Genomic DNA, 25,638 nt, shown 5'->3' with positions numbered 1-25,638 from the left:
GTTGCAATACAACACACCGGGGCCCTGCGCCCCGGTGTGCGTTAGTGCTTTCATCAGACGTCAGGATTTTCTGCCGCCATCCTTTGAGATGACCGGGGATTTCTGCTGTTTCAGCGAATCCATGAAGGTGTCATCCAGACCCAGATGCGCCTTGACCAGCTCGGGTGGGGTCAGCGCCAGCCACTGGTTCAGCGAAATGTCGGCGTAGTGATCGCTTTTGAACAGTTCCAGAAAGCGCATCGTGGTGTCGCCGGTATTTTCGATGTAGTGGCCCATGGCAAACGGGATATAGCCGACGTCGCCTTCGTGAACGTCATAGGTACGCGCCTCGCCGGCACCGGCAAACACGCCCATGCGACCGGTGCCGCTCAAGTAGTACTGCCACTCGTCGTTGTTGGGATGCCAGTGCAGTTCGCGCAGTCCGCCCGGCTCCAGCTCGACCAGCGCCGCGGCGATGGTTTTCGACACCTTGAAGGTGGAGGAATCGGTGATACGCACCGTGCCGCCGGGTGTTTTGATCGGTTCCTGCTTGAGCATCCGGTGGCTGAAGGGCTCGGGCACCTCATCGGCGCCCTTTGGCCTGACGCTGTCCAGCGAGCCCGGTGTCTGGTTGGCGAAGATGTACTCCTCGCTCGGGTCAGGGGTGTCGCCAGGATGGGAGGGATCGATGCCGAAGTTCTTGGCCAGCACCTCTTTGGGAATGTGCTTGAACCAGTCGCTGAGCAAAAAGGTCGAGTTTTCATCAAAGCCGCCGTCGTCAAAGGCGAGCAGAAACTCGCAGCCATCCGGCCCCAGCCCCTGGATCGAGTGCGGGATGCCCGGCGGGAAGTACCACAGATCACCGGTTTCGACGTCATCGACGAAGTAGTTGCCCTCGGCGTCCACCGCCGTAATGCGCGCCTTGCCGTAGGTCATGTAGGCCCACTCGGCTTCCTTGTGCCAGTGCAGCTCGCGAATGCCGCCTTCGTTGAGTCGCATGTCGACCCCGGCGATGGTGGTGGAGACCGGCAGTTCGCGCTTGGTGACCTGGCGGGTCCAGCCGCCGCTTTCCTGGCGCACGTGGGCATCACCAAAGGGGAAGCGCAGGTTGGGCAGGGTGCCGCTGTCGGTGTCCGGCGGGTTCATCAGGGTGGGGTTGTCACGATCGATGGTCGTGTTGCGAGGGCCGGGGTCGTCACCGCCGACACCGTCGCGTCGCTGCGGTTTGGGAACGGTCTGGGCATAGGCGCCGGAGGCGACCGCCACGGTGCTGAACATGCCGGCAGCTACAAAGCTGCGTCGCGTCAGATGCTTCATCGTGAAATCCTGTCCTTTGAACCAGAGGAAAACAGACCGGTCATGCGTGATGGCCGGGTCTACGCTGCACCGTCTTTCCGAACACTGTTCTGAAAGGCTCCCACTACACTTAAGCCATGCTTAAAATCTTTGCAAATTTTAAATTTGGGTTAAGTGTTTGGTTTTGTTTCAGCGGGTAAGCCGTGGCCTGGTGGAGCGCGTGACAGGGCGGGGTCATTGATGGTGCCGGCTGAGTGGCAGGCGTATGATGCACAGCGCCGAGGGGCTCACTTCGACCGGATGACGTGCCCAGCCGTGCGTCGCTTGAGAATCGAAAGGAACAGGAAAAACAAGTCATGACCGTGATTCGCCAGAATGACCTGATCGACAGCGTCACCGATGCGCTGCAGTACATCTCCTATTACCACCCGAAGGATTTCATTGACGCCATGCATCAGGCGTATCAGCGCGAGGAAAATCCCGCGGCGCGTGATGCCATCGCCCAGATCCTGATCAACTCGCGCATGTGTGCCACCGGCCATCGCCCCATCTGTCAGGACACCGGGATTGTCACCGTGTTCGTCAATGTGGGCATGCAGGTGCAGTGGGACGCCGACATGAGCCTGGATGACATGATCAACGAAGGCGTGCGTCGGGCCTATAACCACCCGGACAACATCCTGCGCGCCTCGATTCTGGAAGACCCGGACGGCGCGCGTCGCAACACGAAGGACAACACGCCGGCGATCATCCACCACCGGCTGGTCCCCGGCGATCAGGTCGAGATTCACGTGGCCGCCAAGGGCGGCGGCAGCGAGGCGAAATCGAAGTTTGCCATGCTCAATCCGTCCGACAGCGTGGTGGACTGGGTGCTCGAGCAGATCCCGAAGATGGGTGCCGGCTGGTGCCCGCCGGGCATGCTGGGCATCGGCATTGGCGGCACCGCCGAGCAGGCGATGAAAATGGCCAAGGAGTCGCTGCTCGACCCGATCGACATCCAGGACCTGCAGGCGCGCGGGGCGTCCAACCGGCCCGAAGAGCTGCGCCTGGAGCTCTTTGACAAGGTCAATCGCCTCGGCATCGGCGCCCAGGGGCTGGGCGGGCTGACCACGGTGCTCGACATCAAGGTCAAGGACTGCCCGACCCATGCGGCCAACAAGCCGGTGGCGATCATTCCTAACTGTGCGGCCACCCGACATGTGCACTTTCATCTCGACGGCAGCGGCCCGGCGAGTCTGCCGGTACCGCAAATCGATGACTGGCCGGAGATTGCCTGGGAAGCGGGCGAGGGCGTCAAGCGCGTCAATCTCGACGCTATCACGCCGGAAGAGGTCGCCACCTGGTCGCCGGGCGACACGCTGTTGCTCTCCGGCAAGCTGTTGACCGGACGCGATGCGGCGCACAAACGCATGGTCGACATGATCTCGAAGGGCGAGCCGCTGCCGGTCGATCTCAAGGGCCGCTTTATCTACTACGTCGGCCCGGTTGATCCGATGGAAGGGGAGGTCGTGGGACCGGCCGGCCCGACCACCGCCACGCGCATGGACAAGTTCACCCGCACTATCCTTGAAGAGACCGGTCTTCTGGGCATGGTGGGCAAGTCCGAGCGCGGGCCGAGCGCGATCGAGGCGATTCGCGACAACGGCGCGGCCTATCTGATGGCCGTCGGCGGTGCGGCCTACCTGGTCGCCCAGGCGATCAAGGGCTCGAAGGTGCTGGCCTTTGAGGATCTCGGCATGGAGGCGATCTACGAGTTTGACGTCAAGGACATGCCGGTCACGGTGGCGGTGGATACCCGCGGCGACAGCGTCCATACGCTGGGCCCGGCCAAATGGCAGGAAATCATCGCCCGACGCTGATCCGCAGGGTCATGCCGGCCCCGTTGCGCCGCCCCTGTCCGGGGCGGCGCTGTCGTATCAAAGCGCATGACCGGCAGCAGACAGCTGCCTGGCAGACTTAACGTGTCCGGGTGGTGATGGTCTAATGACGGCCTTTCCCCTTTATCCTTCAAGCGAGGCAGTCATGGCCGGTCATCACGGCAACAATCAGGACCCCGGTGCCGCACTGGGGTTCATGGGACGACTCAGCGGCGCCATGGTCGCCCCGGTCGCGATCTATATGCTGCTGTGGCAGGTCGGAATGCGGCTGGTCAACGAGTACGCCGTCACCGGACAACAGGCGACAAGAATCAGCATTTTGTCGGTGGCCATCCCGGCGCTGGGCGTGCTGGCCTCGATCTTCATTGCCGGTCGTCGCTCCGGCGCCCTGATCGGCGGGGCGGTCATGATGCTTTTCTTTTTATACCTCTACGTTTCTTCGGCAGCGACGCTTGAGTGGGGGCCGCCGCTTCTGACCCTTCTGGGGGTCGGCATCGCCGCTGTGGTAGGTCGCTGGTGCCCGACGCTGGGCGAGGAGCTTTTCGACGCCCTGCAACGCTGACAGGCGATCGGTCTGTGCCGCTGTGACATTATCCTCTGGTCTATAGACTTAGGTCTGATTCCGGGGGGTGTCCCCTCCTGTAAGATGCCTCGGGCCGTAACGCTCGTTATCGGCAGGGGTTCGTTCAAGGGGATATAACAATGGATGGTTGGACACAGACAATGACGGCCGGCCCCCTGCTGGGGATTGCCGCGGCAGCCATCGCGGCGCTGCTGGTACTGGTCATTCGCTTCAAGCTGCACGCCTTTCTGGCCCTGATTCTGGTGAGTCTGATCACGGCCTTTGCCACCGGCATTCCGGTCAATCAGATCGTGCCGACGCTGGTCAACAACTTCGGCAAGACCCTGGGGGCGGTGGCGCTGCTGGTCGGCCTTGGCGCCATGCTGGGCCGGCTGGTTGAAAACTCCGGCGGTGCCCGGGTCCTGGCCGATCGCATGATCGAGCTGTTCGGCGAAAAGCGCGCGCCGCTGGCACTCGGCATGGCCTCGCTTTTAATGGGCTTTCCGATCTTTTTTGACGCCGGTTTGATCGTGATGCTGCCGATCGTCTTTGCCGTGGCGCGTCGCCTGGGCGGGCCGATCCTTTTGTACGCCATTCCCACGGCAGCGGCGTTTTCCGTCATGCACGTGTTCGTGCCGCCACACCCCGGCCCGGTAACGGCCGCCGAGCTTTACGGCGCCAATCTGGGTGTTTTGATGCTGGCCGGTCTCGTGATCGTTTTGCCCATGTGGTATCTCTCCGGCTATCTGTGGGGCAAGTTCTGCGCGAAGCACTACAGCTTCCAGCTGGCCGAAAGTTTCTTTGGCAAGGCCGACGATGACGAGATCAAAAACCCGCCGACGGTTGGCACGGTCATTGCCATGCTGCTGCTGCCGCTGGTACTGATCTTCATGAATACGGGTCTTGATTTCCTGCGTGCCGCCGGTATGGCCGACCCCGATCAGACCTGGTTTCAGATCCTGTCAACGCTGGGCAGCACGCCGATTGCGCTGTTGATCTCGGTGCTGGTGGCCACCATCGTGCTGGGCACGCGTCGCGGTGAAAACGGCAGTGCGATTGAAAAGATTCTGGAAAGCTCGCTGGGCCCGATCTGCTCGGTGGTGCTGATCACCGGTGCCGGCGGCATGTTCGGCGGCGTGCTGCGCGCCTCGGGTATCGGTGATGCGCTGGCGGATTCACTGGGCGATCTGGGCCTGCCGGTGATCGTGGCCGCCTATGTGGTGGCGGTAGCGATGCGTCTGGCCCAGGGCTCGGCCACCGTGGCGCTGGTCACGGCTGCCGGTCTCATGGCACCTGCCGTGGCGATGGGCGATTACAGCACCATGCAGGTCATTGCGGTGACGCTGGCAACGGCGGCAGGCTCGGTGTTTGCCGGCCATGTCAACGACTCGGGCTTCTGGCTGGTCGGGCGTTTGCTGGGCATGGACGTGCGCACCACGCTCAAGACCTGGACCGTTCAGCAGACCATCGAGTCCGTGGTCGGCTTCGTTCTTGCCTATATCATGTTCATTATTTTTTAAAGGAAGTTTCCATGGCGGTTAACCCGTTCGACATCAAGGGAAAACTGGCGCTGATTACCGGCTCCTCACGGGGTCTGGGCCATGCGCTGGCCCAGGGGCTTGCCGAGCAGGGCGCCCGCGTCATCATTCACGGGCGCAGTGAAGACACCGTCAATCAGGCCGTGCGTGCCATTGCTGATGCCACCGGCGCCGAGGCGTTCGGCGTGACCTTTGATGTCACCCGCAGTGACGACGTCAAAACGGCGCTGACCGAGCTGATCGAGACTCACGGCGTGCCGGAGATTCTGGTCAACAACGCCGGTCTCCAGCGCCGTGCGCCGTTTGCCGAGTTCGAGCCCAGCGACTGGGATGCGGTGATTGCCACCAATCTGTCCAGCACGTTTTATGTGGCCAACGCGCTGGCGCGCCACATGGCCGAGCGCGGCAACGGCAAGATCGTCAATATCGGCTCGGTCCAGTCAATGCTGGCGCGTCAGACCATTGCGCCCTATTCGGCCTCCAAGGGCGGTGTGGTGATGCTGACCAAGGGTATGGCGGCGGATCTGGCGCGCTTTAATATCCAGGTCAACTGCATCTCGCCGGGCTATTTCAAGACCGACATGAATACGGCGCTGTGGCAGGACGAAGCCTTTAACAGCTGGGTCGAAAATCGCACGCCGGCCCAGCGGTGGGGCAACGTTCAGGAGCTGGTCGGCACGCTGTTGTATCTGTGCTCGGATGCCTCGAGCTTTGTCTCGGGGCAGAACATCTTTGTGGATGGCGGCATGACCTCGGTGGTCTGAGTCTTCCCGACAGGGGCCGAAAGGCCCCTGTGCTGTCTGTGTATCCCTATTTTGTGCCTGCAACGGAGCATGACGATGAAAGCACTGGTCATTCATGGCAAACAGGACCTGCGCGAGCAGGAGTGGGCCACCCCCGAGCCGCAGGACGGCCAGGTGCGGATACGCATTGCCTGGGGCGGTATCTGTGGCTCCGATCTGCACTACTATCACGAAGGAGCCAATGGCGCCTTTGTCGTGCGCGAGCCGCTGATTCCGGGGCATGAGCTCTCCGGTACCGTCGATTTCGACCCCGCCGGCGAACTGGCCCCGGGCACCCCGGTGACCTTCCATCCGGCGACCTTTGGCGAAAGCCAGCCGGGCCTTGAAGAGCTGCCGCATCTGTGGCCAAAGGGCGCCTATCTGGGCTCGGCGTCCACGACGCCTCATACCCAGGGTGGCATGAGCGAATACCTGGTGGTCACGCGCGGCATGATTCGCGTTTTACCCGAAGGGCTCTCGCTCAAGCGCGCCGCGCTGACCGAGCCGCTGGCCGTGGCCCTGCACGGCATTAACGTGGCCGGCGGTGTGGAAGGCAAGCGGGTGCTGGTCTGCGGCGCCGGGCCGATCGGGCTTTTGACCGCGGCGGCAGCGCTTGCCAAGGGTGCCCGTGAAGTCACCGCCACCGACGTGTTTGAAGGCCCGCTCGAGCGCGCCCGCGGACTCGGCGTGCATCACACCATTCGCATCGGCGAGCAGACCCCTGACGCTGAAGCCTTTGACGTGGCGCTGGAATGCTCCGGCGTGCCGGCCTCGATCGATACCGCCATTCGCGCCGTGCGTCGGGCAGGCATCATCGCTCAGATCGGCATGATGGGCGCCGGCGCCCAGCCGCTGGAACTGGCCATGCTGATCTCCAAGGAAATCCAGCTGCGCGGCTGCTTCCGGTTCAATCAGGAAGTGGACGAGGCCATCGAGCTGCTGGCCCGCGATGAGCGCTTTGATCAGGTCATTACCCATGAAGTGCCGGCCGATCAGGCCATCGAGGCCTTTGCCACGGCGAAGGATGCCCAGGTCTCCGGCAAGGTGCTGGTGCGCCTCTGGCCGCAGGACTGACACGCACTGACGGATGCAGGCCGCGCAGGAGGGTGAGATGCACATTGTCATTACCGATTGTGATCACGAAAGCGTCGAGATCGAGCGCGAGTGTGTCGAGGCCGCCGGCGGTCGCCTGACGCTGTGTCAGGACGTCACGCCCGAGGGCATCATCCACAACGCGGCTGATGCTCAGGGGCTGATCGTGCAGTACGGCCGGATCACCGATGAGGTGCTTTCGGCGCTGCCTGAGCTGCGCGTGGTGTCGCGCTACGGCGTCGGGGTGGATACAGTCGATGTCGAGGCGGCCACCCGCCACGGTGTGGCAGTGTGCAACGTGCCGGACTATGGCACCGAGGCGGTCTCTGATCATGCGATCATGCTCTCGCTTGCCGTGCTGCGCGATGTGACCGGCCTTGATCGGCGCCTGCGTCAGGGGCAGCCGGCGCTGGGGCCGGCGCAGCCGATCTTTCAGCTGCGCGGTCGGCGCTTTGGCGTGATCGGTGCCGGCGCCATCGGCATGGCCACGGCGCGCAAGGCGGCTGGGCTGGGCTTTGAGGTGGTGCTCACTGATCCGCGCCTGACCCCCGGAGACACCACGGATGATGGCTGGGCGGTGGTGTCGCTTGAGGCGCTGCTGGCCACATCACAGGTGGTGTCGTTGCACCTGCCGCTGATCGAGCAGACGCATCACCTGATCGATGCCGGTGCGCTTGCCGCGATGCGTCGTGACGCCATTTTGATCAACATCGCGCGCGGCGGCGTGGTGGATACCGATGCGCTGGTCGAGGCGCTCGGGGCTGGGCAGATCTTCGGGGCCGGGCTTGACGTGCTCGAAGAGGAGCCGCTGGCCGTCGATCATCCGCTGACTCGATTCGAGCGGGTCATTCTCACCCCGCATGCCGGGTTTTACACCGAGGAGTCCTACGCCGAGCTCAAGACGCGCACGGCGCAAAACGCCATCGATGTCATCGCCGGCAGAAACCCGCGCAACATTCTCAACCCTGAGGTGCTGGCGCAATCCTGAGGTGCCGGGTCTGTATCCTGACAGCGGAGAAGCGCCCGGCGCTTCTCCGCTTTTTTATGCCCCTTGCCTATATCCCCCGCCAATGGCATCGATAGCTTGCCGGATGCGCAATCCTTGCCATGCTGTTAGCCGGCTATTTACATGGTGATCGGATGAGTCGGTCGCCATTCCATCGAGGAGGGCACGTCATGGACTATCGCAATCTGGGCCGTACCGGCCTCAGGGTCTCGCCGCTTTGTCTGGGCACCATGACCTATGGCACGCCGCAGTGGCGCGACTGGGTGCTGGACGATAAGCAGAGCCGACCCTTTATCGAGCAGGCGCTCAATGCCGGCATCAACTTTTTCGATACCGCCGACATGTACTCCGACGGCGCCTCGGAAGAGGTCGTGGGGCGCGCGCTGAGAGACTTTGCTCGCCGTGAAGAGGTGGTGCTGGCCACCAAGGTCTATAACCCCACCGGCAACAAAACGCCCAACGAGCAGGGGCTGTCGCGCAAGCACATCCATCACGCCATCGACGCCTCGCTCACGCGACTGGGCATGGACTACGTCGATCTCTATCAGACCCATCGCTGGGACTACGACACCCCCATCGAGGAGACGATGGAGGCGCTGCACGAGGTCGTGAAATCCGGCAAGGCGCGCTATATCGGGGCCTCCAGCATGCACGCCTGGCAGTTTGCCAAAGCCCAGCACGTGGCGGAGAAAAACGGTTGGACAAAATTTTCCACCATGCAGCCGATGGTTAATCTCATCTATCGCGAGGAAGAGCGCGAGATGATTCCGCAGTGCATCGATCAGGGCGTGGGCGTGATTCCCTGGAGTCCGCTGGCGCGCGGCATTCTGGCCGGCAGCAAGGCCGTGAACGGTGAAGGACAGACCACCCGCGCCAAAAGCGATGAGCAGATGCGGGCCTGGAATCTCGGCCTTGAGCGCGACACCCCGGTGATCGAGGCGCTTCATGAGGTCGCCGGCGCACGCGGTGTGTCGCCGGCTCAGGTGGCACTGGCCTGGCTTTTGCAAAAGCCGGGGATTACGGCGCCGATTGTGGGGGCCAGCAAGTCCCATCACATGGATCAGGCCCTGGGGGCGCTCGAGATCACGCTGAGTGAGGCCGAAGTCGAGCAGCTCGAGGCACCCTACGTGCCGCATGAGGTGGTCGGGTTCGTATAAAAATACGCGCGCCCTGGTGCGCCACCCGTTGAAAAGCCCCGGCATCTGCCGGGGCTTTTGCGTGAAAGCCATGTTGAATCAATCAAATACGCGAAAGGGTTTGGCAGTGGCCGTTTGTGTCCCTAGACTTTTTGCCGGTTGAAGGGCCGAGACATGCGTTGATGCCCGGATCATTAAAATATCGAACAACACCCGAGCAACGCCCGGGGCAGCCATCAGGGAGAGAGGATGGAAAACTGGAGTCAGACCATGTCGGCAGGGCCACTGCTGGGGATCGCGGCCGGTGCGATCGCAGTCCTTTTGCTCATGGTGATCAAGTTCAGGGTGCATGCCTTTGTCACCCTGATTCTCGTCAGTCTGCTAACCGCCTTTGCCGCCGGTATTCCCGTTGATCGGATCGTGCCGACGCTTGTGAACAATTTCGGCAGCACGCTGGGCTCGGTGGCCCTTCTGATCGGGCTGGGGGCGATGCTGGGCAAGCTGGTGGAGTCCTCCGGCGGCGCCAAGGTGCTGGCCGATCGCATGATCGCAATCTTTGGTGAAAAGCGCGCCCCCTTTGCCCTTGGCGTGGCGTCACTGCTGATGGGGTTTCCGATTTTCATGGATGCCGGCCTGATCGTGATGCTGCCGGTCATCTTTGCCATCGCCAAACGTCTCAACGGCCCGATCATCCCCTTTGCACTGCCGGCCGCGGCGGCCTTTTCGGTCATGCACGTGTTCGTACCGCCCCACCCCGGGCCGGTGGCGGCGTCTGAACTGTACGGCGCCAATCTGGGCCTGGTGATGCTGACCGGGGTGCTGATCGCCTTTCCGCTGTGGTATCTGTCGGGCTATCTGTGGAGCCGGTTTGCCGCCTCGCGCATTACGCTCGAGCAGGTGGCCGGCGGCATGTTCGGCGACAGCAACGAGGAGGAGGTGACCAATCCGCCGTCGATCGGGGCGGTGCTTGCCATGCTGCTGCTGCCGATGGCACTGATTTTCATGAACACCGGGCTGGATTTTCTGCGCGCGGCCGGCATGGTCGACAGCGATGCCGGCTGGTTCAAGCTCTGTTCGGCACTGGGCGAGACGCCGATCGCGCTTTTGATCTCGGTGCTGGTCGCGCTGTGGGTGCTGGGCGGTCGCCGCGGCAAGTCGGGTACGGCGCTTGAGAAGGTGCTGGATTCGGCACTGGGGCCGATCTGCTCGGTGGTACTGATTACCGGTGCCGGTGGCATGTTCGGCGGCGTACTGCGCGCCTCGGGCATTGGCGATGCGCTGTCGGGCTCGCTGGAAAACCTGGGCCTGTCGGTCATCATGGCCGCCTATGTGGTGGCGGTACTGATGCGCGTGGCCCAGGGCTCGGCCACCGTGGCGCTGGTCACCGCGGCAGGGTTGATGGCGCCGGCCGTGGAAGCCGGCGATTTCTCGACCATGCAGGTGGTGGCCATCACGCTGGCCACGGCCGCCGGCTCGGTGTTTGCCAGCCACGTCAACGACTCCGGCTTCTGGCTGGTCGGGCGGCTCATGGGCATGGATGTCAAAACCACGCTCAAGGTCTGGACCACCCAGCAGACGCTGGAATCCGTGCTGGGCTTTGCGATGGCCTGGGTCGTTTTCGTGCTGTTCTAGCACGCCCGCTATGGACCAAAAAAAACGACGCCCGAGGGCGTCGTTTTTTGTGCGTCACATCAGCGTATCAGCTGCCGGGGCGGGTGTTGCCCGGTACATGATCCGTGGAAGTGGTACTGCCAAAGCGCGGCTCGGTATTGCTGCTGTCCGAAGACGACTGACCGCGGCTGTCCGAAGACGACGCGGTGCGATCGCCCGAATCGTTGTCATCGCCACTATGCTTTTCGGTGGCCTCCTGCGCTTTTTCGCTGGCACGCTCCATCTGCTCCGAGCCCATTTCGCTGGCACGATCGACCAGCTGGTCACGGGTGTCGCCCATGGCGCGCTGTTCGGCACGCGAGGTGGGCAGAAGCGAACCCAGCAGGGCGCCGGCCGCCAGGCCGAGTGCGCCGGTCGCAACCGGATTGTCGTGCGCCAGGTCGCTCAGCCATGAACCGGTTTCACGTGCTTTGGAAGACGCATCGTGAAGGCGATCGCTGGAACCCTGTTTCATGCGCTGCATCCTGTCTCCAGCACCGCTTTTCATGTTGTGTGCCCGTTCGCCGGCCCCGTCCTTCATGCTGCGCGCCTTGTCACCGGCGCCGTGCAGAGCGTCACCGGCGCGCTGGCGCAGGCTGTCATCGCTGCCGCTTGAGGTGCGTCCCTGACGGTGTTGATCGATGGAGTCACCTTCGCTGTAAAGCGGCTCATCAAAGAGCGGCTCGTCGTAGATCTCGTCATATTCGTGGGTCTGCGGCTGCGTTTGCGCGGCCGCATGACGGGCCTTTTTCTGGCGCTTGTCGTTGAAGCGACTCGGCACATCGCCATGACCCGAGTTTGATGAGTTGCTGGAGTAGATCAGCCAGCCGATGCCCACGCCGATCAGGGCAGCCGGCATCGGGTTGTCACGTACCGAACGCCCCAGGTTGGAGAAGTAATCCCGGGCGGAATCGCTTTTGACGTATTCCATGGCGCTGCTCATCATGTGATCAGACGAAAAGCGCTCCTGGAAATCGCTGAGCGTGTCATCCAGATGAGAGCGGGTCTTGTTGATGTCCGCCTCGATCTCTTCGGGACTGCGTGTGTCCTGCTGGTCCTGATTCTGGTCGTGATCGCTCATTGCTTGTTCTCCTCTTCCTTGTGGCTTCCGGCATGCTCCTTGAGCATGGACTGATCACGCTGCAGGCTGTCGACGGTACGATCCGGCGTCATGGCCTGGGTGCTCAGCGTGTCGCGGGCCTTTTTCATCATGCTCATGCCGATGATGGCGACAATTGCACCCACGATCAGGGCCGACAGCCACAGATCGATGACCTGACCCAGGCCAATGACAGCAGCGGCCAGCAGCACCAGAAGTCCGGCATTGAGGACAGCGCCTGCCACGACCATGGCGCCGATGGCGGCACCGGCGCGCTTGATGTTTTGCTGCATCTCGGCCTTGCCGAGTGCGATCTCCTGGCGTACCAGCGAAGTGACATCGTTGAGCAGCGAGGAGAGCATCCCCACCATGCCGCGCGGCTCGTCACCGCTTTGGTCGGCGTGTCGGCGCTCGTCGATGCTGGGGTCCTTGTGACCTGAAGGTTGTGTCATGATCAAACGCTCCCTGTTGATTCGAACACTAAAGATGAAATGCCTGTCAGACGGTTTGCAGCAGGGGCGTCATCAGCGATTGGAGCTTTTCAGAAAACGCGACAGCAAAAAGCCGCCCGCGACCATGCCACCGATAAACAGTGCCGGCTCGCGACGGGAAAAGTCCTGCACCTCTTTCAAAAGCGATTCGCTTTTTTCATCACGCAGATGGTCGGCCAGGGTGTCGGTTCTATCCGCCAGGCGATAGGTGTAATCGGCAAGCGACACCTGGTCCTGATCCTTGAACTGCATGGCCATGCTGCGCACGGCTTCGGAGAAGTTCGAGATATAGTCGGCCACAAATCCCTTCTGGCTGTCGGCCCGACGCAGGGCTTCTTCACGTGCCTGATCGGCCGTTTCGCGAGCCTTTTGCTGCGCCTGCTCCCTGTTCTGCTGTGCCTTGTCGCTGCCCTGTGAGCCGTCATTGCCGGTGCTGGTATTGTTTTGCTGGCGGTTATCGCCATGCATGAAACGGTCATCCGTGTCGTTCATGATGTGCACCCTGAAGCCAATAAATTAACCTGAGTTAGTAAGTGCCGAAGCGTGCCGGATCTTTTCACGTCCCGTTCGACATCCACACTGAAACAGTAGATTGGAAGGGCCGTACGTCAAGGAAATTGAAGGATTATAAATTCAGGAAGTGGCGTAAATATTTGTTATGAATGGCTTAAAGATGATGCAGGTTAATAACGAAGTGGGGGCAGGTTTCAAACGCCAGAAACTGCGCCGTCATGCGCTCTGGCGTCGAAAAAGACGGGCAGTATTTATAATGAAAAATCGATGTAAAATTTCTGAAATAAAGGAAAAGAGGGTATTGCCGGAGTGTGATAAAGCCCTGTCAGGAAACAGGGCCATGATGCCAGATCACGATGCTTTCAAGCAGGGTGCTGACGACCCTTTCACTGTCGTTGGCCAGTTCGAAAGGCGTTTGTTTCAACAGCCAGTCGGTCACCACGCCCTTGATACATGACAGCAGCATCGAGGCTGCCATGGCCGGGGTCAGGTCGTTGCGCAGGGCAATCTCACCGCAATCCACGCCGCGCTGCAGCGTCTGGCTGATCATGTCGCGACACTCCTGCATGTGCAGGTCCAGCTGGTCGTTGACCCAGGCAAACTCGCCGATGAACTCGTTGCGTGACGAGGTCAGCATCAAAATGCGTTGAAGCCGGCTGTCGCGTGACAGTGACTCAAGGTCCTGCACCAGCGTCAGGCGCATGATGGTAACGGGGGCGTGAGCGAGCTGCTCGCACTGCGCCAGATGAGCGGCCAGGCGTTCGGTCATCTGGCGCTTGCGCTCCAGAAGGGCTGCCAGAATGCTGGTCTTGCCTTCCGGGAAATGCCAGTTCAGCGCGCCGCGAGTGACGCCGGCACGCGTTGCGATATCGTTGTGCGTGGTGCGGCTGAGGCCTTTCTCGATAAAAAGATGCTCGGCGGCATTCATCAGCGACTGACGCGTCAGTTCCGCTTCTTCCTTGGTCTTTCTCATGGACGTCGTCTCGACGTTAAACCTGTCGTAAAGGGAGCATTGCCGCGCGGACAGGGCGTTTCACGCAGGCGAGCGCACAATAATGCATACATGCGCGATTGTATATTTAAGACCGGCGATGATGAATAGATCGTTGGTCTCTGGCACGAATTTCAGCGTTTGAGCATGGTAGCGGTAGACGCGGCCCTTGCGGCTTCCCGCAATGCCGGGTTGATGAGGGCAAATTCGTTACCTACCTTATAATCTCCTGACAGCAAGTTATAAGGCCCATGGCAACGCATCATGGCGCCACGACCGCCATCCACGGATGTTGGTCACGAACATGAAGCATCGATCCGATACCAATAAAACGTGACTCAGCGTCCGCCATGCCGGGCACTGAAGCGATCGCGACCGATACGAGACCGTACAAGACTACAGATGAGGACCTGACTCATGGCACCTGTTATCCGTTATTCGACGGGCGTGGGGTTCTGTACGCCCGGCGCCCAGGCTGAAATCGCCGAACGCCCCAGTGCCGCTTCCGGCAAGACATCCGATACCCGCCGCATCACCCTGACCGTCAACGGGCAGCAGCACGATCTGCAGGTGGCACCCAATGCCGTGCTGCTGGATGTGCTGCGTGAGGAACTGGGCCTTTTCGGCACCAAGAAGGGCTGTGATCACGGCCAGTGCGGCGCGTGCACCGTTCACGTCAACGGGCGCAGCGTCAACAGCTGCCTGATGCTGGCCTGCATGCAGGAAGGCGCCGAAATCGTCACCATCGAAGGACTGGCCGAAAGTGCCGGCTTCGAGCAGGGCCATCATCCGGTGCAGGAAGCCTTTCTGGCCCACGATGCCTACCAGTGCGGCTACTGCACGGCCGGTCAGATGATGACCGCGGCGGCCGTCATCAGCGATGACAGCATCGATGGTGACGAGACCTCGCTGCGCGAAGCGCTCAGCGGCAACATCTGCCGCTGCGGTGCCTACAAAAACATTCTCGATGCGGTACAAAGTGCCCGCGGCAAGATGCGGGGAGGGGAGCAAGATGCGTCAGTTTGAACTTGAAAGCGTCGAGGCCATCGATCAGGCCGTCAGCCATCGCAGCGTCCATGAGGGTCAGGCCTTCATCGCCGGCGGCACCACGCTGCTGGATCTGGTCAAGCTTGACGTCATGCAGCCCGAAAAGGTGGTGGATGTCACCCGGCTGCCGCTCAAGCGTATCGAGACGCTCGATGACGGTCGCCTCAAGGTAGGCGCGCTGGTCTCCAATACCGAGCTTGCCAAACACGAGATCGTGCTGCGCGACTATCCGGTACTCAGCGAGGCGCTGCTGTCGGGGGCCTCGACCGGCCTTCGCAACATGGCCTCCACCGGCGGCAACGTCATGCAGCGCACCCGCTGCCCCTATTTCCGCGATCCGGCCATGCCGTGCAACAAGCGTGAGCCGGGCACGGGCTGTTCGGCCATTGACGGCATCAACCGCAACCACGCCGTGCTGGGCACCAGCGAGCAGTGTATCGCCACGCATCCTTCCGACATGTGTGTCGGCATGGTCGCCGCCGGCGCCACACTGGTGCTGGAAGGCCCCGACGGCCAGCGTGAAGTGGCCTTTGAAGACTATCACCTGCTGCCGGGGGACACCCCCGAGCGCGAGCATGACCTGAAACCGGGCGAGCTGATTACCCACGTGATTCTGGATGCCCCGCGCGGTGGCGGTCAGCACTACCTCAAGCTGCGCGATCGCGCCTCCTACGAGTTTGCGCTGGCTTCCTGTGCAGCGATTGTCAATCTGGATGGCGACACCGTCAGCGAGGTACGCGTTGCACTCGGCGGGGTGGCGACCAAACCCTGGCGCGCCACGGCCGCCGAAGCCGCCCTCAAGGGGCAGCCGGCCACGCAGGAAAGCTTCGAGCGTGCGGCCGAGGCGGCCTTTGCCGATGCCGTGGCCTACAGCCACAACGGCTACAAGATCACGCTGGGCAAGCAGGCTGTTGTGCGTGCGCTCAGAGACGCCACCGCCGCCGCCCGCGCCTGATCACGGAGAGATCACATGACCACCGATACCGGAAAGACCCGCGAACATAATCTGAGCGCTGAAAAGCCGCGCATTGACGGCACGCTCAAGCTCACCGGCGGCGCCGACTACACCGCCGACCGTAATCTGCCCAACCAGACCTACGGCTATCCGGTCACCAGCACGATCACCAAGGGCCGGCTGGTGTCGCTGGAACTCGACGAGGCACTCAACATGCCGGGCGTGCTGGATATCTTCCATCACGACAACTTCGACAAGCTCAGCCGTTCGCCCAACAGCTTCGCCGAAGAAAACCTGACCAGCGAACCGCGCCTGCCGTTTGAAGACAACGAGATTCACTATCAGGGGCAATATATTGCGCTGGTGGTCGCTGACACCTTCAATCACGCTCGCGCAGCGGCACTGAAGGTCAAGGCCAACTATGAGCACGATGATGATTTCCTGACCGATATCAAGGCGCTGGATCGCGGCGAGGGCGAGCTGCCCGGCGAAGAGCAGCCGGGAGACGCCTCTTCGCTGGGCGATGCCGACAGCGCCCTGAAAGGCGCGGCCGTTTCGATCGATCAGCGCTACTCGATTGCCCAGGAAAACCACAGCGTCATGGAGATGCACGCCTCCGTTGCGCAGTGGGAAAACGACATGCTGACCATTTATGAGTCCTCTCAGGGCGTGGTCTTTCAGCGCAACGCGCTGTCGAAAATATTTGGCATCCCGCCCGAGAAAGTGACGGTCATCTCGCACTTTATCGGCTCCGGCTTTGGCGGCAAGCTCTTCATGTGGCCGCACGCCATCATGACGGCCGTGGCGGCTCGTCGGCTGGGACGCCCGGTCAAGACGGTGCTGTCGCGTCAGCAGGAATATCTGGCCACCGGCTATCGCCCGACCTCGCTGCAGCGCATTCGCATCGGGGCCGACGACAGCGGCAAACTGTTGTCCATCCATCACGATGGCTGCAACGAAAGCTCGCCGGCCGGCAAGCATGACGATACCGTCAGCGGCGCCACGCCCAAGATGTATAACTGCGACAACGTGGCCGTCACCAACCGGCTGATCGACGTCAACAAGTGCCCGCCGTGCCCCATGCGTGCTCCCGGCGAGTCTTCCGGCAATTTCGCACTGGAAACCGCGCTGGACGAGCTGGCAGTCAAGCTCGAGATGGACCCGCTGGCGCTGCGAAAGAAAAACTTTGCCGACAAGGATCCGGCTTCCGGCCTGCCCTGGTCGAGTAATCACCTTCAGGAGTGCTGGGACAACGCGGCCAAACGCTTTGGCTGGGACAAGCGCAACGCCACGCCCGGTGCGATGACGGATGGTGACGAGATCATCGGCTACGGTATGGCGACCCAGAGCTGGGAGGCGATGCGCCAGCACTGCAGTGCGCGCTTTGGTTTCCGCTCTGATGGCTCACTGCTGGTGGCCTGCGGTACACAGGATATCGGCACCGGTACCTACACCATCGTTGCGCAAACGGCCAGCGAGCTGACCGGTGTGCCCATCGAGATGATCGATGTGCGGCTGGGCGATTCCTCGCTGCCCTCCGGTCCGCTCTCGGGTGGCTCCTTTGCCACGTCTACCGTGCTGCCCGCGGTCTCGGCGGCCTTTGACGAGGCGCTGTCGCAGCTCAAGTCGCTGGCGACGGCTGAAGGCGGTGTATTCGAAAACGTCGATCCCGAGAACATCGAGTTTCAGGGTGGCAGGCTGGTACAGGGCGATCGCAGCGTCGAAGTCACCCAGCTGCTCAAGGACAACCAGCTGGGGCTGGTCGACGCCGAGGCTTCTGCCCAGCCAGGTGACGAGCAGAACCAGTACAGCTTCCGCTCCTTCGGTGCCGTGTTCGTTGAAATCCGCTGGGATCCGGGCATCTCGCGCCTGCGCGTCGCGCGCGTGGTCTCGACCATCGATATCGGTCGCGCCATCAACCCGATGACGGCGCGCAACCAGGTCGAGGGCGGCATTGTCATGGGCATGGGCATGGGCATGTTCGAACAGTCCGAGTTCGATCACAACGGCTATCCCTACAACAACAATCTGGCGGACTACATCGTGCCGGTAAATGCCGATATGCCGGATGTTGATGTCGAGCTGCTCGACTATCCCGACTATCACCACAACGCGTTCGGCGCACGTGGTGTGGGTGAGATCGGCCTGACGGGTGTGGCGGCTGCCATTTCCAATGCGGTCTATAACGCCACCGGCAAGCGCATGCGCGATATGCCGATCTCGATCGAAAAGCTGCTGTCCGCCTGATTTCGGACCCGTTTTTTTGATGCGCCAGGGCCGGTCTTCATATGAAGGCCGGCCCTTTTGGTTGGTGCTGTTTGAAGGCGTTTGACACATTCCTTTAAAAGCGCTGAAAACGGCCGTGATGGACTGGCAATTCCCCCGACCCCGGTCCAGGCTTGAATCGTTTGCCGGCAAACGAGTTGCCCGGCAGTGACTACTATTCCCCACGATTTCAGAGCGCCTCAAGGCGCCATCATCGGCGGCTGGCACCGTCGATACCCACACCGACCGTGATGACACAGGGCGTGAAAGCACCTGCGTGCCCTGATGCAATGAGGAGTGACACATGAGTGATCACCGCAAGGGTGATGGATCGGGCGTTGAAACCTTTGATGCCCGTTCACCTTCCAGACGACGTTTTCTCAAGACCATGGGCGCTTCCAGCCTGGCGGCCGCCACGGCGCCGGCCTGGGCGCAGATTGCCCAGGCCAGCCAGGCGCAGAGCGAGCCCGTCGAGCCACGCGATGACGGCGCCCCCGCCGAGGGCGAGCAGCAGGTCCGGCTGACCGTCAACGGGGTCGAGCACACCCTGAACGTCAAGCCCAATGCGGTACTGCTTGATGTATTGCGCGACCGTCTGGAGCTGACCGGCACCAAAAAGGGCTGCGACCAGGGCCAGTGCGGCGCCTGTACGCTGCTGGTCAACGACACGGCGGTCAATTCCTGCCTGTCGCTGGCCGTCTCTCACGATGGTGACGAGATCACCACCATCGAAGGGCTTGCAAGCGGTGATGAGCTGCATCCGGTGCAGGCCGCCTTCTGGGAACATGATGCCTACCAGTGTGGCTACTGCACCTCGGGGCAGATCATGAGTGCCGTCGCCATTCTCAACGATGACAACATCGGCAGTGATGATGCATCAATCCGTGAGGCGATGAGCGGCAATATCTGTCGCTGCGGCGCCTATAAAAACATTCTGGCTGCCGTGCAGGATGCCCGCGGCAGAATGGAGGGAGCGAGCTGATGCGCGAATTCGACTATGCACGCGCCGACAGCCCCCGCCAGGCGGTGTCGGCCCACGGCGCGAACGAGCAGGCGGCCTATCTGGCCGGCGGCACCACGCTGCTGGATCTGGTCAAGATCGACATCATGCGCCCGGAGCAGGTGGTCGACATCAACCGGCTTGATCTTAAAAGGATCGAGACGCTTGACGACGGGCGAGTGCGCATCGGCGCGCTGGTGACCAACACCGCGCTGGCCCGCGATGAGCGAATTACGCGGGACTACGCCGTGCTCAGCGAGGCGCTGCTGTCCGGGGCCACCACGCAGCTGCGCAACAAGGCCACCACCGCCGGCAACGTCATGCAGCGCGTGCGCTGCCCGTATTTCCGCGATGGCGTGTCGAACTGCAACAAGCGCGAGCCGGGCTCGGGCTGTGCGGCTATCGAAGGCCACAATCGCTCGGTGCACGCCGTGCTGGGCACCAGCGAGCACTGCATCGCCACTCATCCGTCGGACATGTGCGTGGCGATGGCCGCGATCGGTGCCACGGTCACCGTCGAAGGCCCCGAGGGCCAGCGCGATATCGACTTTCTCGACTTCCACCTGCTGCCCGGCGACACCCCCGAGCGCGAACATGATCTCAAACCCGGCGAGCTGATCACCCACGTGACGCTGAACGCACCGCTTGAAAACGGCCGCTCGAGCTATCTCAAGCTGCGTGATCGCGCCTCCTATCAGTTTGCACTCGCCTCGAGCGCCGTGATCGTTCGCCTGGACGGCGACACCATCGTGGAAGCCCGCGTAGCCCTGGGGGGCGTGGGGACCAAACCCTGGCGCGCTTTCGAGGCCGAAGCCGCACTCAAGGGGCAGACCCTCGGCGAGGCAAGCTTTGAGCGCTCCGCCGAAATCGCCATGCAGGGCGCCACGCCTTACGCCCACAACGCCTTCAAGATTCCGCTGGGCCGACAGGCCATCGTGCGCAATCTCACCACCCTGACCGCCTGAAGGCGCGACCAGACAGGAGCACGTCATGAGTGACAGCATTATTGGCGCCGGTCCGAAGCGTATCGACGGCCAGCGCAAGGTGACCGGCACCGCGCTCTACGCCGCCGATCATCATCCCGACAACATGGCCTATGGCTACGGGGTATTCAGCACCATCGCCCGCGGCAGTGTCACGGGGCTGGACCTGGACGCAGCGCGACAGTCCCCCGGGGTGATCGATATCTTTCATCACGATCATTTCCCCGATCTGCATCGCTCGCCGGCCTCCATGGCCCAGGGCAACAAGGTCGAGGAGACCCGCCTGCCGTTCGAGGACAATCAGGTCCACTACGAGGGCCAGTTCGTGGCGCTGGTGGTGGCCGACACCTTTGAAAACGCCCGCGCCGCGGCGCGCAAGGTAGGTGTGAGCTACCAACGCGATGACGCCATCGCCAATCTGGATCAGGGTGTGAAGGCCCACGGCACGACATCCGGCAGCGGCAATCACGAGCGGGGTGACGCACCGGCAAACTTCGACGGCGCCGCCCACAGCATCGATGTGACCTACACCACACCGGTCGAAACCCACAACCCGATGGAGATGCACGCCTCCGTGGCGAGCTGGGAGGGCGATCGCCTGACCATTTATGAGTCCTCCCAGGGGGTGGTACAGCAGCGCAACGCGCTGGCGAAAATCTTCGGCATCCCCCAGGGGTACGTCCGGGTCGAATCGCCGTTTATCGGCTCGGGCTTTGGCGCCAAGCTCTGGATGTGGCCGCACGCGGTGGCAGCGTCTGCCGCAGCGCGCGAAACCGGCCGCCCGGTGCAGCTGGTGGTGCCGCGCCAGCAGATGTTTACCACCACCGGCCATCGCCCGGAGACGCGCCAGCGTCTGCGCCTGGCGACCGACAACAACGGCCGGCTGGTGTCGCTGCGTCACGAATCGATCAACACGACCTCGTTTACCGACCAGTACGTCGAAACCTGCGGCAGCGTGACCAAAAGCCTCTATTCGTGCCCGAACCTGACGGTCAGCCACGAGACCACGCAGGTCAATCGCGGCACGCCCACCTCGATGCGCGCCCCGGGCGCGGCACCGGGGCTGTTTGCTCTGGAGTCGGCGATCGATGAGATGGCGCATGCCGCCGGGGTCGATCCGCTCGAGTTTCGCATGAACAACTACGCCGACCGGGACGAAAGCCAGGATCTGGACTTTTCCAGCAACCACATTCGCGAGGCCACGGAAAAGGCCGCCGAGAAATTCGGCTGGCATGATCGCAACCCGGAAGTCGGCTCGATGCGAGACGGTCACGAGATCGTCGGCTACGGCATGGCGGCGTGCAACTGGGAGGCGATCAAGCGCGAGTGCGAGGCGCGAGTGTCGCTGCGCGCTGACGGCACGGCCTATGTCACCTGTGCCACCCAGGACATCGGCACCGGCACCTACACCATTATTGCCCAGGCAGTCAGCGATCTCACCGGCCTGCCGTTGGAGAAAATTACCGTGCGACTGGGGGATACCAGCTATCCGGAAGGCCCGGTCTCCGGGGGCTCCTGGGTCACGGCCACCACGCTGCCGGCGGTGGCCGCCGCCACGCGCGAGGCGATCGAGGAGCTCAAGGGCTACGCCACCAGCGACAAGGGCGATTTTGCCGATGCCGACAGCGACAGCCTCGAATTCGAGGACGGTCAGCTCACGCACAACGGGCAACGCGTGAACTACGTCGACGTGCTCAAGGGCCAGAAGCTGGCCAGCGCCGACGGCCACGCCCACACCCAGGGCGCCGATGATCGCTACTCCTATCGCTCGTTTGGCGCACACTTTGTCGAGGTGCGCTGGGACCCGGGTATCTCGAGTCTGCGCGTTGCCCGCGTGGTCAGCGCCATCGATGTCGGACGCGTGATCAACTCGATGACGGCGCGCAACCAGGTCGAGGGGGCGATCGTCATGGGCCTTGGCATGGCGCATTTCGAGGCCACCGAATATGACGCGCGTAACGCCCGGCCGGTGAACAACGACTATGCCGAGTACGTGGTGCCGGTGCATGCCGATCAGCCGCCGGAGGTCGATGTGATTCTGCTCGACTATCCTGATCTCGAATTCAACGAATTCGGTGCCCGCGGGATCGGCGAAATCGGGATTACCGGCATGGCCGCGGCGGTGGCCAACGCGGTGTATCACGCCACCGGCAAGCGCGTCCGGGACCTGCCGATCTTCAAGGAGAAGCTGATGGACAACATTCCGGCCGTGCAATCGGCCTGAGGTGTCCGCTCTCCTTGCCGTGCCGGCGCCCGACAGGGCGCCGGCTTTTTAATGTTCGAGCAGGGGCCGGGCCGTCGCGCCGTGGGGCCATTTTCATCGACAGGAGCGTTGCATGACACTGAACAACCTGCGCCATCACGAGCGCTTTGCCTATCGCCCGATCACCGACCGCGACGACTTTCGCTGGCCCGGCGATACGCGTCTGGCCGTCTATGTGGGCGTCAATCTGGAACATTTCGCCTTTGGCGAGGGGCGCGGCCCGGGCATTGCGCCGCCGGCACCGGAAGGCGAGCCGGATGTGCTCAACTACGCCTGGCGCGAATACGGCAACCGGGTGGGGGCATGGCGCTTTCTGGAGATGCTCGAGGCACTGTCGCTGCCGGCCGGTGTGATCGCCAATACCTCGATTCTTGATCACTGCCCCGAGCTGCTGGAGGCCTTCATGGCCCGCGGCGACGAGCTGATCGGCCACGGCCATACCAACGCCGAGCGCCAGGGGCAGCTCTCGCTCAGTGATGAAGCCGCGCTGATCCATCGCTGTCGTGAGCGTCTGGCGAACCACTTCGGCAAGGCGCCCGAGGGCTGGCTCTCGCCCTGGATTTCGGAAAGCGAGCGCACCCCGGATCTTTTGCAGGAGGCCGGGTTTGCCTACACGCTCAACTGGTCACACGATGACCGCCCTACAGCCATGCGCACCCGTCACGGCAGCCTGCTGTCGATTCCCTATCCGCAGGAGCTCAACGACATTCCGACCATCTCGACGCATCGGGTCAGCATGAACGAGTTTGCCACCATGATGCGCGATCAGTTTTTCGAACTGCTCGAGCAGTCTCGCCACCAGCCGCTGGTCATGGGCATTGCCCTGCACCCCTGGCTGACCGGTCAGCCCTTCCGGCTGCGGCTGCTGCGCAAGGTGCTTGGTGATCTGGCCGGTCATCGCGAGGCCGAGGGCGTCTGGTGGACCACGCCCGGCGCGATTGCCCGCCATGTGGCCAAACAAAACGTCTGATGCCGGAGTGCCCATCGATGAATGACGAAAACCAGTCGCCCCGCGTGGCGATGATATCGGGGGCCAATCGCGGCATCGGTGCCGCGATTGCCCGGCATCTCAAGCAAAATGGCTGGCAGCTGAGTCTGGGCGTGCGCCGGCCCGACGAGATCGACCCGACGCTGACCGGCGAGCAGGTGCTGGTGCATCCCTACGATGCGGCCACCGATGCCTTCGACCAGGCCTGGGTGGATGCCACGGTGGCGCGCTTCGGGCGTCTGGATGCGTTGATCAACAACGCCGGCATCATGATCCCCAAAACGGTGATCGAGGCCGAGGACGCCGATATCGACGCGATTTTCGACATCAACGTCAAGGCGCCGCTGCGACTGGCCCGCGCGGCCTGGCCGCATCTGAAGGTCACGGGCGCCGGGCGCGTGGTGTCAGTGGTGTCGCTGTCCGGCCATCGGGTCAAGAGCGCGCGCTCCGGGCTCTACTCGATGAGCAAGTTTGCCGCCCTTGCGCTGTCGCACGCGCTACGCAAGGAGGGCTGGGAGGACGGCGTGCGCGCCACGGCGCTGTGTCCGGGGCTGGTGGCCACCGATATGGGCGAGTCGGTCGGCAATATCCCGCCCGAGCAGATGACGCAACCCAAGGACCTGGCCCGGCTGGTGGCGATGGCGCTCGACATGCCCAACACGGCAAGTCTTGCCGAACTCAACGTCAACGCCTCGCTGGATGACTACTACTGAGGCAGCCGGTCACTTTGCCCGGCCGGGCATTGCAGCGACAATGGGCCTGCAAGGGCAGCCGCGCGGCGACTGCCCGTTCATTTCAGCCTGCCTGGCAGGCCCGTGACTGGAGACAATGATGAAAACCGCTCTGCGCTGGATGGCCCCCCTGTTTCTGGCCGCACTGCTGGGCAGCACTCAGGCGCTGGCCCATGCCCACCTCAAGGACGCTACGCCCGGTGAAAAGGCGAGCGTTTCTGACCCGCACGAGATCCGCCTGACCTTCAGCGAAGGCCTTGAGCTGGCCTTCAGCGAGATTGACGTTGTGGGCACCAGCGGCGATTCGGTCACCCTCGATGAGGCCCGGCTTCAGGATGGCGGCCGGACGCTGGTGGTCCCGATCGGGGAGTCGCTGGAGCGCGGCAGCTATGATGTTCACTGGCACGTGCTCTCGGTCGATGGCCACAAGACGCAGGGACAGTACCGCTTCGACGTTTCGCCGTGATCGAGCCGGCCACGGCGCTGCTGGCCGGTCGGCTTGTCTTTAACGTGACCGCACTGCTGCTCTGGGGCGGGAGTGCCTGTCTGCTGCTGATCAACGATCAGGCGCTGCGCGAACTGCTCTGGCAGCGGCTGCGCCCGTGGGGCGCTGGAGCATCGATACTGGCCGGGCTTGCTACTCTGGCGGCGCTGCCGACGCTGACCGCCTCGATCGGCGGCGGCTGGGGGGATGCGCTGGAGAGCCACATGCTCACCCTGGTTGCCACTCGCACGGTCGTGGGCAGCGCCTGGGGCTGGCAGATGGCCGCCATGGTGGCACTGGGCGCGGTGCTTATCGTGCCGGTACTGCGGAACCCGGCGGGCGTTGGCGTGGCCTCGGCGCTGATGCTGGCCACGCTCACCGTTTCGGGGCATACCGCCATGCACGACGGTGCGGTCGGCATGCTGCATCGCCTCAACGACTGGGGCCATCTGCTTACCGGCGGCTTCTGGCTGGGGGCGCTGGCGCCGGTGGTACTGCTGCTGGGGCAGTTGAGAGAGCCTTCGATGCGCCCGGCGGCTATCCGGGCGCTGGTCCGCTTTTCCAGCGTCGGGCATCTGGCGGTGGCGGGGGTTGTGCTGACAGGCATCATGAACACCTGGCTGGTGGTCGGCGCGCTGCCGCTCGAGGGTGACGTGCTCTATCAGCGCGCGCTGTGGCTCAAGGTGGCGCTGGTGGGGCTTTTGATCATGATGGCCGTGTTCAATCGCTATCGGCTGGTGCCCCGGCTTTCCCGGGATGCAGGTGCGCTGTCCTTGTTGCGGCGAGTGTCCATGGTGGAAATCGCCGTGCTGCTCGGCGTGGTCGCGCTGGTGGCCTGGTTCGGTACCCTCCCGCCCGGCCACGGCTGATCTGCCCGCCCGCACACGAGCGGTGCTACGTGTGCGAGCAA

At 62.8% G+C, this 25,638-nt stretch carries 23 protein-coding genes; 18 read left to right on the top strand and 5 right to left on the bottom strand.

Annotated elements, in window-relative coordinates; all coding sequences use genetic code 11:
* Nucleotides 1-60: 60 nt before the first annotated feature.
* Nucleotides 61-1,296: an oxalate decarboxylase family bicupin gene (locus tag ACS92L_RS10490; RefSeq protein ID WP_438764728.1), complete on the bottom strand. Its 1,236-nt coding sequence runs from the start codon at nucleotides 1,294-1,296 to the stop codon at nucleotides 61-63.
* A 335-nt stretch (nucleotides 1,297-1,631) separates the two neighbouring features.
* Here ACS92L_RS10490 and ACS92L_RS10485 point away from each other — a divergent pair, with 335 nt between their 5' ends.
* The 8 genes from ACS92L_RS10485 to ACS92L_RS10450 all read left to right on the top strand — a co-directional run bounded on the left by ACS92L_RS10485 (nucleotide 1,632) and on the right by ACS92L_RS10450 (nucleotide 10,900).
* Nucleotides 1,632-3,134 carry a fumarate hydratase gene (locus ACS92L_RS10485; protein WP_438764726.1) on the top strand — a complete coding sequence of 501 codons (1,503 nt, stop codon included), beginning with the start codon at nucleotides 1,632-1,634 and terminating at the stop codon, nucleotides 3,132-3,134.
* 163 nt (nucleotides 3,135-3,297) lie between these two features.
* Nucleotides 3,298-3,714 carry a hypothetical protein gene (locus ACS92L_RS10480; protein WP_115853836.1) on the top strand — a complete coding sequence of 139 codons (417 nt, stop codon included), beginning with the start codon at nucleotides 3,298-3,300 and terminating at the stop codon, nucleotides 3,712-3,714.
* A gap of 140 nt (nucleotides 3,715-3,854) precedes the next feature.
* Nucleotides 3,855-5,234 carry a GntP family permease gene (locus ACS92L_RS10475; protein ID WP_438764724.1) on the top strand — a complete coding sequence of 460 codons (1,380 nt, stop codon included), beginning with the start codon at nucleotides 3,855-3,857 and terminating at the stop codon, nucleotides 5,232-5,234.
* Between the two features lie 11 nt (nucleotides 5,235-5,245).
* A complete protein-coding gene (locus ACS92L_RS10470) occupies nucleotides 5,246-6,016 on the top strand; it encodes a glucose 1-dehydrogenase (RefSeq protein WP_438764722.1) in 771 nt (256 codons plus the stop codon).
* 75 nt (nucleotides 6,017-6,091) lie between these two features.
* The gene (locus tag ACS92L_RS10465) at nucleotides 6,092-7,108 is read left to right on the top strand and encodes an L-idonate 5-dehydrogenase (protein ID WP_438764721.1); all 1,017 of its coding nucleotides are present in this window, start codon (nucleotides 6,092-6,094) and stop codon (nucleotides 7,106-7,108) included.
* Nucleotides 7,109-7,145: 37 nt separating this feature from the next.
* Complete coding sequence (locus ACS92L_RS10460) at nucleotides 7,146-8,114, top strand: C-terminal binding protein (RefSeq protein ID WP_438764719.1); 969 nt, start codon at nucleotides 7,146-7,148, stop codon at nucleotides 8,112-8,114.
* A gap of 188 nt (nucleotides 8,115-8,302) precedes the next feature.
* Entirely contained in the window at nucleotides 8,303-9,289 is a 987-nt protein-coding gene (locus ACS92L_RS10455; RefSeq protein ID WP_438764717.1) for an aldo/keto reductase, read from the top strand.
* A gap of 228 nt (nucleotides 9,290-9,517) precedes the next feature.
* On the top strand, nucleotides 9,518-10,900 hold the full coding sequence (locus tag ACS92L_RS10450) for a GntP family permease (RefSeq protein WP_438764715.1): 1,383 nt from the start codon (nucleotides 9,518-9,520) through the stop codon (nucleotides 10,898-10,900).
* Nucleotides 10,901-10,967: 67 nt separating this feature from the next.
* Here the strand turns inward: ACS92L_RS10450 and ACS92L_RS10445 are convergent, their stop codons facing one another.
* The 4 genes from ACS92L_RS10445 to ACS92L_RS10430 all read right to left on the bottom strand — a co-directional run bounded on the left by ACS92L_RS10445 (nucleotide 10,968) and on the right by ACS92L_RS10430 (nucleotide 13,994).
* On the bottom strand, nucleotides 10,968-11,999 hold the full coding sequence (locus tag ACS92L_RS10445; protein WP_438764713.1) for a DUF3618 domain-containing protein: 1,032 nt from the start codon (nucleotides 11,997-11,999) through the stop codon (nucleotides 10,968-10,970).
* Nucleotides 11,996-12,469, bottom strand: coding sequence for a phage holin family protein (locus ACS92L_RS10440; protein WP_438764711.1), 474 nt, complete (start codon nucleotides 12,467-12,469; stop codon nucleotides 11,996-11,998). Before ACS92L_RS10440 ends, ACS92L_RS10445 begins: the two co-directional genes overlap by 4 nt.
* A 72-nt stretch (nucleotides 12,470-12,541) precedes the next feature.
* Nucleotides 12,542-13,000: a hypothetical protein gene (locus ACS92L_RS10435; protein ID WP_438764709.1), complete on the bottom strand. Its 459-nt coding sequence runs from the start codon at nucleotides 12,998-13,000 to the stop codon at nucleotides 12,542-12,544.
* Between the two features lie 346 nt (nucleotides 13,001-13,346).
* On the bottom strand, nucleotides 13,347-13,994 hold the full coding sequence (locus tag ACS92L_RS10430) for a TetR family transcriptional regulator (protein WP_438764707.1): 648 nt from the start codon (nucleotides 13,992-13,994) through the stop codon (nucleotides 13,347-13,349).
* 435 nt (nucleotides 13,995-14,429) lie between these two features.
* Between ACS92L_RS10430 and ACS92L_RS10425 the strand changes: the two genes are divergently transcribed.
* The 10 genes from ACS92L_RS10425 to copD all read left to right on the top strand — a co-directional run bounded on the left by ACS92L_RS10425 (nucleotide 14,430) and on the right by copD (nucleotide 25,597).
* Complete coding sequence (locus tag ACS92L_RS10425; RefSeq protein ID WP_438764705.1) at nucleotides 14,430-15,038, top strand: (2Fe-2S)-binding protein; 609 nt, start codon at nucleotides 14,430-14,432, stop codon at nucleotides 15,036-15,038.
* On the top strand, nucleotides 15,025-16,014 hold the full coding sequence (locus ACS92L_RS10420) for an FAD binding domain-containing protein (RefSeq protein ID WP_438764704.1): 990 nt from the start codon (nucleotides 15,025-15,027) through the stop codon (nucleotides 16,012-16,014). The genes ACS92L_RS10425 and ACS92L_RS10420 overlap by 14 nt, the downstream gene beginning before the upstream one ends.
* A gap of 15 nt (nucleotides 16,015-16,029) precedes the next feature.
* Nucleotides 16,030-18,261 (top strand): xanthine dehydrogenase family protein molybdopterin-binding subunit, encoded by a 2,232-nt coding sequence (locus tag ACS92L_RS10415; protein WP_438764702.1) that lies wholly within the window; start codon nucleotides 16,030-16,032, stop codon nucleotides 18,259-18,261.
* A 322-nt stretch (nucleotides 18,262-18,583) separates the two neighbouring features.
* A complete protein-coding gene (locus tag ACS92L_RS10410; RefSeq protein ID WP_438764701.1) occupies nucleotides 18,584-19,261 on the top strand; it encodes a (2Fe-2S)-binding protein in 678 nt (225 codons plus the stop codon).
* A complete protein-coding gene (locus ACS92L_RS10405) occupies nucleotides 19,261-20,244 on the top strand; it encodes an FAD binding domain-containing protein (RefSeq protein ID WP_438764699.1) in 984 nt (327 codons plus the stop codon). The genes ACS92L_RS10410 and ACS92L_RS10405 overlap by 1 nt, the downstream gene beginning before the upstream one ends.
* Nucleotides 20,245-20,269: 25 nt before the next feature.
* On the top strand, nucleotides 20,270-22,486 hold the full coding sequence (locus tag ACS92L_RS10400; protein ID WP_438764697.1) for a xanthine dehydrogenase family protein molybdopterin-binding subunit: 2,217 nt from the start codon (nucleotides 20,270-20,272) through the stop codon (nucleotides 22,484-22,486).
* Nucleotides 22,487-22,598: 112 nt separating this feature from the next.
* The gene (locus ACS92L_RS10395; RefSeq protein WP_438764696.1) at nucleotides 22,599-23,495 is read left to right on the top strand and encodes a polysaccharide deacetylase family protein; all 897 of its coding nucleotides are present in this window, start codon (nucleotides 22,599-22,601) and stop codon (nucleotides 23,493-23,495) included.
* A gap of 17 nt (nucleotides 23,496-23,512) precedes the next feature.
* Nucleotides 23,513-24,226 (top strand): SDR family NAD(P)-dependent oxidoreductase, encoded by a 714-nt coding sequence (locus tag ACS92L_RS10390; protein ID WP_438764694.1) that lies wholly within the window; start codon nucleotides 23,513-23,515, stop codon nucleotides 24,224-24,226.
* A gap of 118 nt (nucleotides 24,227-24,344) precedes the next feature.
* Entirely contained in the window at nucleotides 24,345-24,710 is a 366-nt protein-coding gene (copC, locus tag ACS92L_RS10385) for a copper homeostasis periplasmic binding protein CopC (RefSeq protein ID WP_438764692.1), read from the top strand.
* Complete coding sequence (gene copD / locus ACS92L_RS10380; RefSeq protein WP_438764690.1) at nucleotides 24,707-25,597, top strand: copper homeostasis membrane protein CopD; 891 nt, start codon at nucleotides 24,707-24,709, stop codon at nucleotides 25,595-25,597. Before copC ends, copD begins: the two co-directional genes overlap by 4 nt.
* The last annotated feature ends 41 nt before the right edge of the window (nucleotides 25,598-25,638 follow it).

It is taken from the genome of Kushneria halocnemicola (genome assembly GCF_965650455.1).
In the GTDB taxonomy this organism is placed as follows: domain Bacteria; phylum Pseudomonadota; class Gammaproteobacteria; order Pseudomonadales; family Halomonadaceae; genus Kushneria.
This window is presented reverse-complemented; position numbering and strand designations above follow the sequence as displayed.

Excerpts from the sequence above, each read along its gene's own strand:
- ACS92L_RS10490 (WP_438764728.1), bottom strand. The coding sequence starts at position 1,296 with ATGAAGCATCTGACGCGACGCAGCTTTGTAGCTGCCGGCATGTTCAGC.
- ACS92L_RS10485 (WP_438764726.1), top strand. The coding sequence starts at position 1,632 with ATGACCGTGATTCGCCAGAATGACCTGATCGACAGCGTCACCGATGCG.
- ACS92L_RS10480 (WP_115853836.1), top strand. The coding sequence starts at position 3,298 with ATGGCCGGTCATCACGGCAACAATCAGGACCCCGGTGCCGCACTGGGG.
- ACS92L_RS10475 (WP_438764724.1), top strand. The coding sequence starts at position 3,855 with ATGGATGGTTGGACACAGACAATGACGGCCGGCCCCCTGCTGGGGATT.
- ACS92L_RS10470 (WP_438764722.1), top strand. The coding sequence starts at position 5,246 with ATGGCGGTTAACCCGTTCGACATCAAGGGAAAACTGGCGCTGATTACC.
- ACS92L_RS10465 (WP_438764721.1), top strand. The coding sequence starts at position 6,092 with ATGAAAGCACTGGTCATTCATGGCAAACAGGACCTGCGCGAGCAGGAG.
- ACS92L_RS10460 (WP_438764719.1), top strand. The coding sequence starts at position 7,146 with ATGCACATTGTCATTACCGATTGTGATCACGAAAGCGTCGAGATCGAG.
- ACS92L_RS10455 (WP_438764717.1), top strand. The coding sequence starts at position 8,303 with ATGGACTATCGCAATCTGGGCCGTACCGGCCTCAGGGTCTCGCCGCTT.
- ACS92L_RS10450 (WP_438764715.1), top strand. The coding sequence starts at position 9,518 with ATGGAAAACTGGAGTCAGACCATGTCGGCAGGGCCACTGCTGGGGATC.
- ACS92L_RS10445 (WP_438764713.1), bottom strand. The coding sequence starts at position 11,999 with ATGAGCGATCACGACCAGAATCAGGACCAGCAGGACACACGCAGTCCC.
- ACS92L_RS10440 (WP_438764711.1), bottom strand. The coding sequence starts at position 12,469 with ATGACACAACCTTCAGGTCACAAGGACCCCAGCATCGACGAGCGCCGA.
- ACS92L_RS10435 (WP_438764709.1), bottom strand. The coding sequence starts at position 13,000 with ATGAACGACACGGATGACCGTTTCATGCATGGCGATAACCGCCAGCAA.
- ACS92L_RS10430 (WP_438764707.1), bottom strand. The coding sequence starts at position 13,994 with ATGAGAAAGACCAAGGAAGAAGCGGAACTGACGCGTCAGTCGCTGATG.
- ACS92L_RS10425 (WP_438764705.1), top strand. The coding sequence starts at position 14,430 with ATGGCACCTGTTATCCGTTATTCGACGGGCGTGGGGTTCTGTACGCCC.
- ACS92L_RS10420 (WP_438764704.1), top strand. The coding sequence starts at position 15,025 with ATGCGTCAGTTTGAACTTGAAAGCGTCGAGGCCATCGATCAGGCCGTC.
- ACS92L_RS10415 (WP_438764702.1), top strand. The coding sequence starts at position 16,030 with ATGACCACCGATACCGGAAAGACCCGCGAACATAATCTGAGCGCTGAA.
- ACS92L_RS10410 (WP_438764701.1), top strand. The coding sequence starts at position 18,584 with ATGAGTGATCACCGCAAGGGTGATGGATCGGGCGTTGAAACCTTTGAT.
- ACS92L_RS10405 (WP_438764699.1), top strand. The coding sequence starts at position 19,261 with ATGCGCGAATTCGACTATGCACGCGCCGACAGCCCCCGCCAGGCGGTG.
- ACS92L_RS10400 (WP_438764697.1), top strand. The coding sequence starts at position 20,270 with ATGAGTGACAGCATTATTGGCGCCGGTCCGAAGCGTATCGACGGCCAG.
- ACS92L_RS10395 (WP_438764696.1), top strand. The coding sequence starts at position 22,599 with ATGACACTGAACAACCTGCGCCATCACGAGCGCTTTGCCTATCGCCCG.
- ACS92L_RS10390 (WP_438764694.1), top strand. The coding sequence starts at position 23,513 with ATGAATGACGAAAACCAGTCGCCCCGCGTGGCGATGATATCGGGGGCC.
- copC (WP_438764692.1), top strand. The coding sequence starts at position 24,345 with ATGAAAACCGCTCTGCGCTGGATGGCCCCCCTGTTTCTGGCCGCACTG.